Here is a 12002-nt window from a genome sequence, read left to right as displayed (position 1 = left end):
CGGAAACAAAACTCCGCTCTCCGCCGGGCCGTTTGAACAGAAATCAAATATACGGCGCAAAAAAAAACGGGCGTCTGAAGCAGATCAAACGCCCGTCCCACATGTCAATGTTCAATGCGAATGCCGCTCGATATGAGCAGCCTTTCGCGACGTCTTTGAACCCCCGTCGTGCCCGTGAAGGGCCGACAAGCGTTCACAACAAAAACAATCGATTCCAACCGAGCAACCGGATGCCGAAGCACCCGATTTACCCAAGTTGAAAAATCTTTCGACTATTCGGAGTCCGAAGTTGGGATCAACGGTCCAGCCGATCCCAGACCGCCCTTCAAATCGCCCTCGTCCATCGGAGTCGGCATGCCCGACTCGGCGGCTTCGGCTGCGGCGGCGGTCTTCTCTTGCTCTTCGCTCCAGCCGACTCGTTTGAGCGACAGACCGATTTTGCGTTCGTCGGTGTCCACGCGAAGCACTTTGACTTCGATCGGATCGCCAACCTTGACCACTTCTTCCGGATCTTCGACTTTGTGCTCGGCCAATTCGCTGATGTGCAGCAAACCTTCCAAACCGTCTTCGAGTCCGATGAAGACACCGAAGTTGGTGATCTTCGTGACCTCACCCTTGACCAATTGGCCGGGCTGGTACTTGTCTGGAATGTCGCCATCCCACGGGTCGTTGTCGAGTTGCTTCAGACCCAAAGCGATCCGGCGACGTTGTTCGTCGACGCTGAGGATACGGCATTCGATCTCTTGGCCCTTCTCCAGCACTTCGCTCGGGTGAGCGATCTTGCGGGTCCAGGACATGTCGCTGACGTGCAACAGACCGTCAATCCCTTCTTCCAACTCGATGAAGGCACCGTAGTTGGTGAGGTTGCGAACCTTGCCCTTGACGTCTTTGCCTTCGGGGTAACGTTCGAGGACTTCGTCCCATGGGTTTTTCAGCGTTTGCTTCATACCCAGCGACAATTGCTGACCTTCGGGATCGACACCCAAGATCATGACATCGATCTTGTCGCCGATGTTGACCAGTTCGCTTGGGTGATTGACCCGTTTGGTCCAGCTCATTTCGCTGATGTGAACCAGACCTTCGATGCCTGGTTCCAGCTTCACGAACGCACCGTAGCTCATCACGTTGACGACTTCGCCAGGATGAACCGATTCGACCGGGTACTTGGTCTCGATGTTTTCCCAAGGGTTGCGGTCTTTTTGCTTCAGACCCAAAGCAATTTTTTGCTTTTCGCGGTCGATGTGCAGAACCTTGACTTCGATCTCTTGGTCGATCGAAAGCATTTCGGTTGGGTGACCGATTCGTTCCCAAGCCATGTCAGTGATGTGCAACAAACCGTCGATGCCGCCGAGGTCGACGAACGCACCGAAGTCGGCGATGTTCTTGACGATACCTTTGCGGATCTGGCCGACTTCCAGCTCTTGCATCAAGTAAGCGCGATCTTCTTCACGCTGACGTTCGATCAAGCTGCGGCGGCTGATGACGATGTTGCGACGGGTGTCGTCGATCTTGAGCACTTCGGCTTGGACAACACGACCGATGAAGTCGCCGATGTCGCCGGGACGACGAATGTCGACTTGCGAACCAGGCAGGAAGACATTGACGCCGATGTCGACGAGCAAGCCACCTTTGATTTTGCGAATGACGGTACCGGTGACCACTTGGCCCTCGGCAACCGTTTCCATCATCGCTTCCCATTCGATGATCTTCTCGGCTTTTCGCTTGGACAGCGAAATCATGCCATAAGGATCGTCGGCTGCACCGAGCTCATCCTCCATCTCTTCGATCAGAACTTTGACCGTGTCGCCGATCTTCGGCTGGTCCTCCTCGGGACCCCACTCATCCAGTCCGACCGTGCCTTCACTTTTGAAGCCGACGTCGACGAGAGCCCACTCGTCGTTCAGTTCAACAATTCGTCCGTCGACAATTTTGCCGGAGTTGTAATCTTGCTGCTCAGCAGCAATCGCGTCGAGAAGCCATTCTTCGGCTTCGTCCTCCGGGGCAAGCAGCGCCAAATCGCCGAGGATGTCGTCGTCTTCGAGGGAGCGGATGAGGTTGCGGTTAACCATAAAAACGTTACCGATGGTGAAATCGTATCGATCGGGCTCCGGCAAATGACCCGTCGATCCGTCACCTGGGTTGGTGGTGTGGATTGTAAAACTACAGCCGGAGGGGGGCGTCCCCGCGGACTCGCCGCGGCGCCTAGCCGAGAAGCCTACCAAAGTCGGAAATTCGTCACAATGCGTTTGTTGGTCTGGACACCCCGCCGGCGATTGTTTTACAGGCGACGAACGTGAGGCATGACACGTGATCTGAGCCCCGTGGACGGATCGCAGCCACCTGAACACCGAAATGCTCGGTCCATCGGCGGCGATCCTTCACCGACACCAACCACCCAATTGAGATATGAACCTGAATTTTTTCGACTGGCTACGAGACGGCGTTCGCCAATCCGTCATTCTGGGCGTGAGCGACGCGGTCGAGCAAATCGGCACTCCTGACGAGTCGTCCGAAATCAACCCGCAAGTCGCGGCGTTGCTGCAAGAACCGACGACGGGCAAACAAGCCCTGCCGGCCAAGAAGGGCACCCGCTCGACCGGCCGAAAAGCCGCCCCGCGAAAACGCTTGGGCAAGTCGCTGCAGGAATTGAATCCGCCGGCGAAGTGATCTCGCCCGAGAGACCAACTCCGCTGCCGAAAAACGCACGCTGGCCTCACCAAGGCCGGCGAAGCCAAATCGTCGGGACGCAGAGCCTGACCGGCACGCTCAATAGGGCCACAAAGCGAGCGCTCCACGTCGACTCACGTGGTGGCGCCTTTTTGGCCAAATCGGGTTAGAATCAGAATTGAACGTTCACTTCCCTGCCGAACGATCCTTTTCTTCGCTTCCCTATGAGACCACGCCCGATGTCAAAAGGCCGGATCACGATCCAGGACATTGCCAATCGAGCAGAAGTCTCCAAGAGCACCGTTTCGCGAGTTCTCAACAGCCCGCTGATTGTCCAAGCCGACAAACGCGAACGCGTGATGGCGACAATGGCGGAACTGGGCTACGAACCTAACCAAGTCGCTCGATCGTTGGCCGGTGGCCGCTCGATGACGATCGGGATCGTGACCCAAAACATCGGCACGCCGTTTTACGACTCGGTCGTGCAAGGCGTGATGCAAGGGCTCAACGGAACGGGCTTCTCACCCATCGTCGGCGATGCGATGCTGAAACAAAACCTGTTTCTCGACGCCGCCCGAACTCTGATGGGACGAAATGTCGACGGATTGATTTTGATCGCGGGCGACATACCGTCTGAAAAAATCGAAGAACTCGGCGAGCAAAAACCAACACTGGTCGTCGCGAGAGAAATGCCGAATTGGAATGGCGTCAACATCGCAACGAACAACTTCCAAATCGGTGCCAACGCGACGCAAACGCTGATCGATCACGGACACCGAAAAATCGTTCACATCTCGGGGCCCGCCGATCACATCGATGCGATTGGCAGGCTCGCTGGATTCCAACACGCGATGCAGCAAGCCGGAATCGAGGTGACCAACGATCACATCGTCCACGGTGACTTCCACGCGGAATCCGCCGCGGACGCGATCGAGACACTGGTTCAGCGCGGCGTGCACTACACCGCGATCTTTGCCGCGAATGACCTGATGGCATTCGGTGCACGACTGGCTCTCCATCGCCGGCAGGTATCCGTTCCCGATCAGGTTTCGTTGATTGGCGTGGATGATCAACCGGAATCGGAGTGGATGATCCCGCCACTGACCACCATCCGCCAGCCCGGTAAAGAGATGGGCCAGGCCGCAGCCACCGCCATCATCGCGATGATCAACGGCGGCCAACCAGACTTGCCAACACTCGGCGGGGACGTCGTGCTCCGTGAATCGGTTCAGCAAAGAACTGCGACGTAGCTGGCCTCGAAACAAATAGCGTTTGTAGCGCCAGGGCGCGAGCCCTACGGCGTTGCGGCACCGGGCGGCTTGCGCCGCACCGCTATGTGAGGGCGGTGTTTTAGAACAGTTCTTTCTCGGTGGAGGACCACCGAACTACAGTTGCAGAACCTCTCCCTCAGAACAGCCACTTCTCCAGGTGCATCATCCAAACCAGCACCAGCATCAGCAACGTAACCAACGAAACCGTCATTCGCGTCGCCCACTTGTGACCTGACTCGACTCGCAACCCGCGAGCGTAAAGCACAAACGATGTCCCGATCATGATTGTCAGCACGTTGACGCAGACCAAGATCAGCGGCCCAAAGACCGGCCATCCACGCTCGGTCGATTCCCAGACATTGAACGATGCCTGCAAACCCGCGGTCGAAATGGGAGGCACCAACGCCGCCGCGATCGCCGCTCCCGCCAAAGCCGACGACAAGTGACTTCGCGTGCGAGCGTATGAAGCAGCCATGCCACCAACCAGACCGACACAAAAATCCAACGGCGAAGGATTGCAGCGGCCCCACATCTCATCCGTCACGACCGGATGATGCACCAACCGAACCAGCAATCCAAACAGGAAGCTTGATCCAAACGCGCCCGCGAGACCAATCCCAATCGACAGAAGCGAACGCCGGAATAACGGCCGGTTCCCATGAGCCAGCGATAACCCCGCACCCATGATCGGCGTCATCAAAGGAGCAATCAACATCGCACCAATGATCACCGCCGCCGAATTCTGCAGCAAACCAAATGCGGCCAACATCGCCGCCGCCGAGATCAATCCGAGAAACTCCAAACTCGGCTCGGATCCTTCCTCGAGAGAACGAGCCAACTCCAACCGTGCCTCACGATCCATCGGCTCGGCCACGTGACTGGCCCAATAGCGAACGCTCGCCGACAACGACTGATTCCAACTCTCTTTCTGACTGACCAACGCCACCGAGGCTTGCGTCGATTGACCAAGCAACGCTCGAGCAACTTTGTAGTGCGGCTCAGACGAAGGCTTCGATCCAAACGGCACCCAAATCAAATCGCCAGGGTCACAACGCTGGCGTTCCAAACTCAGTGCTTTCTCGATCGCCGCATCAATTGGGGCAGGATGCTCTGACTCGGAGTCAGACGACGACTCACTTCGCTTCGCCAGTTCGGTCAACCATTCGTGATCTAAATGCAATCCGGGATCCATCCCCAACAAACGCCGCGAGATCCACCGCGTTACTTTGTCAGACGAATCGTCGATCGAGAAAACATGATGAGACGACTCCGGCGGCGTTCCCTTCGAACTCAGCCAAACCGATTTGATCGCACACCGATCGAACAAGGTCGCTTGGAACCGGTCGTCATCCACATCGTCGACCATCAGCAGCAAACGCGAATCCCACTTGGCCAGCTGCAGCGAAATCGCCTCGACATCGGCTTCCACTCGCTCGACGCGATTGGGTGACTTCGTGGTTGTTTGCTTCGCGGAACCTGCCCCGATGTTCTCCAGCTCCTTTTGACTGCGAAGCTCCAGCGTTCGGTGATCCAACCCCAGCACCAAAATGTCCGCACGCAACTTCATCGATTCCGCGAATTGACGAAGCCAGGGCAGCCCATCGGCCAACTGCTTCTGCGAACCGACCAGCAACGTGACGCTCATGCCCGCGATCCCAACAAGCTTGCCGCGGCCTCGTCCAAAACAAACGTGACTCTTGGATGCTGCTGAAGAAACGAGGCCGGCATCTGCGAAGTAACCGGGCCGCGAACGGCTCGCTCGACCGCTTCCGCTTTCGACTCGCCCGTCGCGATCAAAACAATCTCACGAGCTTCCAAAATGGTCGCGATTCCCATCGTGAGTGCCCGCCGCGGAACGTCATCGCGTGCTTCAAAAAAACGTGCATTCGCGGCGATGGTTTCTTCGGTCAAATCCACCACCCGCGTGCGACTGTCTTCCGTCGCACCAGGTTCGTTGAACCCGATGTGCCCGTTCGCACCCAAACCAAGCAATTGCAAATCGATGCCGCTCGCTTCGGTGATCAATGCCTCGTATTGCTCTCCCGCTTTCGCCAGATCATCCGCCGTTCCATCGGGCAAATGGGTTCGCTCTGAATCAAAGTCAGCCTCACCGAACAAACGAGACCGCATGTACGCGTGATAGCTTTGTGGGTGAGCGGGCGGCAACCCAACGTATTCGTCCAAGTTGAACGTGGTGGCCTGCGAAAACGACAGGTGACCGGCTCGCACCTTCTCAACCAAAAGCTCATACGTTCGTTCGGGAGTTCCACCCGTGGCCAGGCCAAGAACACTGGCCGGTTCGCGACGAACCTGCTCGACGATGCACCCCGCCACTCGTGCGGAAGCCGATTCGTGGTCGGCAACAATCTCTAACTCAATCACGTTGATTCCGCCCACCCGTTCAAAAAGGAATCCGGAGTTACGCCCACTGTTTTTCTGTTTCAGCAACCGCCGCGGTCAGCCATCTTCGCATTGAATCACCAGGCAAATCAGCCAGGCAATCTCGAACCCACTCCGGCACAAAGACGCGAACGCGTTTGACATGATTGTCGAATTGCCGGTTGGCCAACACCGACGCAACAGGCGAGACATCACCCAGCGTCGCGACCTCGCCCGACCGAAGCACGATGTCGATGTTGATGTCGACCTCCAGCTTGACCGGAGGCGCATCGATCAGCACCAACTCCGGTTCAACGGGCTTTCCAATCGCATCGCTGATGGAATCGGCCAACGGCCGCGAACAAGACGCGAGCCACCAATACGGACGCCTCGCCAGAATCTGGTGCATATCTTCGCCGGACTCAACGTTGAACTCCGCCGCTCGCTTGAGCAACTTCCGAGTCGGCCCGAACAACCCATCGGCCAAACTTTTCACCGGTCCACCACGCTGATCCGCGGCTTCAACAAACCGACTGACCCAAGCTGACTCACTCAGATCCATCCACTCGGCAACGTCAACATTCTGGCCGTGGACAGTTTGCTGCAACTCGTGAATAGCTCGCTGCAACATCGCGGTGGCGGACCGAACCGTGTGATGCCAGTAAACTTCGCTGAACATCACATAGCGACCGAACACCATCATCTCCGCCGCCGTGCGTCCCTTTTCGTGAATGGCCAGCTTCGGTCGATCCGGATGCCGGACCAACGAAGCGATGATCCGCATCGGATCAAAGTTTCGACCGTACGGGACCCCCGCATGCAGACTGTCGCGTTGCAAGTAATCCAATTTGTCGACGTCGATTGGCCCACTCAGGCAGCTCGCATAAAACGCGATGTGCTCCGACGGAGTTGCGGCTGGATACTGATCGATCTTTTTCGGACACAGGATCGCCATGACGTCGTCGGCGGTGCACGACCAGTCCGCCAGCAGTCCATCGGCGAGAGGCCCGGACCGCAACATCGCTTCGACACGCTCTTCGTGTCGCGGCATACCGGACTGGCCCATGTCTTCGATGGGATGGCAAAACGGCCAATGACCAGCGTCATGCACCAGAGACGCGACAATGAAGGCTTCTGATGCACGAACGTCATCAGCGTTTTGGGTTGCTGGGCTTTGATTCGCTAGGCTCGGCTCGCCGACCTGATTCAGGACTCGCAATGCCCAGGTGTAGACGCCGAGCGAATGCTCCAACCGGCTGTGCATCGCTCCCGGATAAACCATCGACACCAATCCAAGCTGGCTGATCGACGCCAGCCTTCTCATCGGTGCGGTGTCGATCAATCGCTGAACACGAGCCGAGACGGGCACATCGATCGCCGGCGGAATCCGCAACCGCGACGGCCCGCGATCCATCAAATGCACTTCAGGAACACACACAGATTCGCGGTCGCTCAAACGGACAAGTCCTGAACCGTGCCATTCATTTGCCTGGCTCGATCGACGAAGGTTGTTTCGGCCGCCCTGGTGATCTCCACCGGGGAAGGCAATTGCACGAGATCGTCAACGAACTCCTCGTCTTCCCAATCCGGATCCAGTTCACGGCGTGCTCCCGGTTGACCCGCGAGCGAAACGCCTGCGACCAGAGCCAGCAAAATCACGGTGACGAAATACAAACCGGATTGAGCCAGCCCGTTGATGAACTCCAACTCAAAAGCCCCCACCGAAACCGCCGCCCCGATCAAGATCATGACGGAAAACACAATCCCGGCCGTCGTCCAAGACATCTCGTTGGCATGGTCCAATTCCAACACGTACGCAGGAACGAACGCGTACACCAGCCAAATCGCGGCGTAAATCGCCGAGCAGATCAGGACTCGGTTGCGAAGCTCAACCCCCGCATAGGGTTCCAATTCAGCGTCGTGAACGAAGCTGTACCCTGTTCGAACCACGGGCGGCGCAAGCAACAGAATCCCGATAATCTGAGCCCAGAGCGGAGCCCCACCCATCGCAAAGCGGAACCCAAGAGCTAGAAAGAGCATCCCAATGACAACGCCTGCTGCGATGTAGAGGTGCCGCCGCGTGAAATCGCGGTCCGTTCGGGTGATCGGCTTGAGGACGCTTTGCCCCTTTGAATCCTTCGGCCCATCGTCTTCGGGCGCGTGGATCGTGACGGCTTCGGAAGCGTCGGGGACCCGAATCGTCTTTTTGCAGGCCGGACAGGGCCCCTGCTTCCCAGCAAACTTGTCGCTGACTTGGAACCGTTTCAGACAATTTGGACAAGTGACTTGAATCGGCATGGGGGGCGGCGAACCGGTCGAATCGGGACGAAAATATCAGACGGCGGTGCACATTGTGACGGCCGAAAACGAGCGAGGTGTGGGTTGTAGCGAGAGCTTAACAGAAAATGAATCCGATTACGCCAGCACTGGCGAGTTCGCCGATCCACAATCCTGGACACCAACTAATCTTCCCAGCATCCCCGGGAAGTTGCTCCTCCGCCCGCTCAGCGTGCTATGGATTGAGTAGCTTTTCACACCGCGGCTCGGGTGCCCCAACGGGGGCGATCAAAAGTTGCGGAGGGGGAAGCGAATTTGGTTCAGGAAGCTAAAATGGACGTGAACCAGATACCTTGAAGTCGTGCAATGCGTGCAGCCCCACCAGGTCGCACCCGATGCCGCAACTTTGAGAACTTAACAACCATCCAGATGTGGAAAGTCCGATTAGGCGACGAATTCACTCTGGCTGAACTTTCCGGCCCGCCGGCGGTGACAATGAAACAAGTGTCACCCAAGTGGACGAAGTCCGCGCTGACCAAGCAATTTCCTGGCCGAAACGACCGGCACCAGTCATAACCCGCCGCGTCAGCAAGGCCAGCCAACCCTCCCGTAGGCCAGGTCTCACCTGGCACCCCAACCGATGCTTCCACCAGGAAGCGAGCCGTCCCCCAAAGCATCCGCCACTGGCACTGAGCCCGTGCGGCCCTTTCCCACTTCCCAACAATGCCCCAGAAGATCTTCGTTGCTGGACACCGAGGCATGGTCGGATCGGCCATCCTTCGCCGATTTGCCGACCGCGATGATCTCCAAATCGTCACTCGGACTCGGACCGAACTGGATCTTTGCAACCAAGCCGCTGTCAACGAGTTCTTCGAATCGGAACGCCCCGACACTGTTGTCTTTGCGGCAGCCAAGGTCGGCGGGATCCACGCCAACGCGACCTACCCCGCAGATTTTGCCTACGACAACACCATGATGGCGGCCAACGCCATCCACGCAGCGTTTCAAACAGGTGTCTCACGGTTTCTGTTTTTAGGTAGCACCTGTATCTACCCGCGGATGGCACCTCAGCCGATCCAAGAAGACGCTTTGCTGACCAGCCCGTTGGAAGAAACCAACGAGGGATATGCCCTGGCAAAAATCATGGGGCTAAAGCTTTGCCAGTACTACCGACAACAGCATGGCGCAATCTTCCATAGTGCGATGCCGACAAACCTTTATGGCCCAGGCGACAACTACCACCCCGACAACTCACACGTGATTCCAGGCCTCATTCGCCGCTTCGACGCGGCTGCGAAAGAGAACGCCAACTCAGTCACCGTTTGGGGCAGTGGAAAACCAAGACGTGAATTCCTGCACGTCGATGACTTGGCCGCCGCCGTGGAACACCTGCTCCAACTCGATAACCCTCCGAACTGGGTCAACGTCGGAACGGGAGTCGACCTCACAATCGCCGACCTTGCGAAGAAGATTGCCGACGCGACGGGCTTCGAAGGACAAATCGCCCAAGACGCAAGCAAACCAGACGGGACCCCCGTCAAATGCACCGACATCAGCCGAATCCGGTCCACCGGTTGGCAACCGACCATCAGCCTGGACGATGGCCTCACCCAAACCGTCGCCGACTATCGACAACGAGTCCAATCCGGCGAAGTCCGTTCGGTCTAGCCTCTACGTCACCAATCACCACCCGCTGTCATAACCCGCCGCGTAAGCAAGACTTGTCGAATTTGCTCTAGGTTGGCCACTCTCGGCCGACATCCACAACTTCGACGGGTAAGACCGCCCATCCTACATGCATTAAAACGCCATAGGCAACTCAATCGACAAGCCGGCCAGCAAGGCGTCCATCCTTCATAGCCCACTGTAGATTTAGCCGATGGGCGTTAGCCCCGGTTGGCGTCTGATTAACCGCCGCTTACGCGGTACGGCTCAGTCAATCAACAGCCCGCGTAAGCAAGGCATTCCCCAACACTCCGTACCCGCATTCGCCAGAATTCGGAAAACCCTGAACCTGTGGCCCTGAGCCCCTGCGTCCCTTTCCCACTCTTTTCCTACCATGACCAAAACCGCACTCATCACCGGCATCACGGGCCAAGACGGTTCCTACCTCACCGACTTGCTGCTGGAAAAGGGCTATCAGGTCCACGGGATCGTTCGTCGAAGCAGCACCTTCAATACCGACCGGATTGATCACGTTTACAAAGACCCGCACGAGTCTTCCAACCTGCATTTGCACTATGGCGACCTGACGGACGGTCAAAACATGACCAACCTCGTCTTGGACATCCAACCGGACGAGATCTACAACCTCGGCGCCCAGTCACACGTGCGGGTTTCATTCGACTCGCCAGTTTACACGGTCCAAACCGTCGGCCTCGGCTCGCTGAACGTGCTCGAAGCCGCTCGCCAACTCAACAAGCAAAAACCGACTCGCGTCTACCAAGCCAGCAGCAGTGAAATGTTCGGCGACGTGATCGAAACACCGCAGACTGAAACGACACCGTTTCAACCGCAAAGCCCTTATGCCTGTGCCAAGGTTTACGCCTTTCACCAAACGGTGAACTATCGGCACGCTTATGACTTGTTCGCCAGCAACGGCATTCTCTTCAACCACGAATCACCACGTCGAGGCGAAACGTTTGTGACTCGCAAAATCACGCGTGCAGCAACACGGATCAAACTGGGACTGCAAGACAAGCTGTATCTCGGGAACCTCGACGCCAAACGCGACTGGGGATATGCCAAAGACTATGTCGAAGGCATGTGGCGAATTCTTCAGCACGATGAGCCTGATGATTTCGTCCTGGCCACCGGCGAAACCCAAACCATTCGCCAATTCCTTGACTACACCTTCGAGGCCTTGGACCTGGACTGGAACAAGCACGTCGAGATCGACCCTCGCTACTTCCGTCCCACCGAAGTCGATTTACTGTTAGGCGACTACTCCAAAGCCAAAGCCAAACTCGGCTGGGAACCAGAAACCAGCTGCAAACAACTGGCCGAGCTGATGGTCGAACACGACCTCAAACTCGCCAAAACCGAGTTGGCCCAAAAGTCACTCTCATAGCACCAAATGTGGGATAGGCTTCCAGCTTGTCATTCCCCATATCACCTGTTCCTTATCACCTGTAGGCGACGAAGGCCTCTTCGTCGCCCCCAACACCCCACTGAACCTATCAGCCGCCGAGCGTTAGCTCCGGTTCCCTGGCAGCCACCCTCATCAGAACCCGCCGCGTAAGCAAGGCCCACCCCGTAGCCAGATTCGGCAGATTCGACCACCCACAACCGAGCCTATCAGCCGCCGAGCGTTAGCTCCGGTTCCCTGGCAACCACCCTCATCACAACCCGCCGCGTAAGCAAGGTCCCACCCCGTAGCCAGATTCGGCCATCCAACATCGTGCACCT

9 protein-coding genes are annotated in these 12002 nt (G+C 57.3%); 4 read left to right on the top strand and 5 right to left on the bottom strand.

The window, feature by feature from the left end:
• Positions 1–272: 272 nt before the first annotated feature.
• Positions 273–2069 carry a 30S ribosomal protein S1 gene (locus RE6C_RS08615; RefSeq protein WP_008655687.1) on the bottom strand — a complete coding sequence of 599 codons (1797 nt, stop codon included), beginning with the start codon at positions 2067–2069 and terminating at the stop codon, positions 273–275.
• 337 nt (positions 2070–2406) lie between these two features.
• On the opposite strand from RE6C_RS08615, the gene RE6C_RS08610 reads away from it, so the two are divergent.
• Both RE6C_RS08610 and RE6C_RS08605 read left to right on the top strand, forming a co-directional pair.
• On the top strand, positions 2407–2667 hold the full coding sequence (locus RE6C_RS08610; protein ID WP_008655679.1) for a hypothetical protein: 261 nt from the start codon (positions 2407–2409) through the stop codon (positions 2665–2667).
• Positions 2668–2906: 239 nt separating this feature from the next.
• On the top strand, positions 2907–3917 hold the full coding sequence (locus RE6C_RS08605; RefSeq protein ID WP_008655678.1) for a substrate-binding domain-containing protein: 1011 nt from the start codon (positions 2907–2909) through the stop codon (positions 3915–3917).
• A gap of 157 nt (positions 3918–4074) precedes the next feature.
• Here the strand turns inward: RE6C_RS08605 and RE6C_RS08600 are convergent, their stop codons facing one another.
• Genes RE6C_RS08600 through RE6C_RS08585 form a run of 4 tightly spaced genes read right to left on the bottom strand, consistent with a single transcriptional unit; the run spans position 4075 to position 8615 of the window.
• Positions 4075–5583, bottom strand: coding sequence for a DUF389 domain-containing protein (locus RE6C_RS08600; RefSeq protein WP_008655676.1), 1509 nt, complete (start codon positions 5581–5583; stop codon positions 4075–4077).
• Positions 5580–6335, bottom strand: coding sequence for a glucosamine-6-phosphate deaminase (nagB, locus tag RE6C_RS08595; protein WP_008655673.1), 756 nt, complete (start codon positions 6333–6335; stop codon positions 5580–5582). The genes RE6C_RS08600 and nagB overlap by 4 nt, the downstream gene beginning before the upstream one ends.
• Positions 6336–6357: 22 nt before the next feature.
• Positions 6358–7755 carry an HD domain-containing protein gene (locus RE6C_RS08590; protein WP_008655672.1) on the bottom strand — a complete coding sequence of 466 codons (1398 nt, stop codon included), beginning with the start codon at positions 7753–7755 and terminating at the stop codon, positions 6358–6360.
• A 14-nt stretch (positions 7756–7769) separates the two neighbouring features.
• The gene (locus tag RE6C_RS08585) at positions 7770–8615 is read right to left on the bottom strand and encodes a hypothetical protein (protein WP_008655670.1); all 846 of its coding nucleotides are present in this window, start codon (positions 8613–8615) and stop codon (positions 7770–7772) included.
• A 702-nt stretch (positions 8616–9317) separates the two neighbouring features.
• Here RE6C_RS08585 and RE6C_RS08575 point away from each other — a divergent pair.
• Together RE6C_RS08575 and gmd are read left to right on the top strand one after the other, a co-directional pair.
• The gene (locus tag RE6C_RS08575; protein ID WP_008655668.1) at positions 9318–10262 is read left to right on the top strand and encodes a GDP-L-fucose synthase family protein; all 945 of its coding nucleotides are present in this window, start codon (positions 9318–9320) and stop codon (positions 10260–10262) included.
• 391 nt (positions 10263–10653) lie between these two features.
• A complete protein-coding gene (gmd, locus tag RE6C_RS08570) occupies positions 10654–11664 on the top strand; it encodes a GDP-mannose 4,6-dehydratase (RefSeq protein WP_008655666.1) in 1011 nt (336 codons plus the stop codon).
• Positions 11665–12002: the final 338 nt, after the last annotated feature.

This window comes from Rhodopirellula europaea 6C (assembly GCF_000338295.1).
In the GTDB taxonomy this organism is placed as follows: Bacteria; Planctomycetota; Planctomycetia; order Pirellulales; family Pirellulaceae; genus Rhodopirellula; species Rhodopirellula europaea.
The sequence above is the reverse complement of the archived record's forward strand: the minus strand, read 5'-3'. Positions and strand labels throughout refer to the sequence as shown.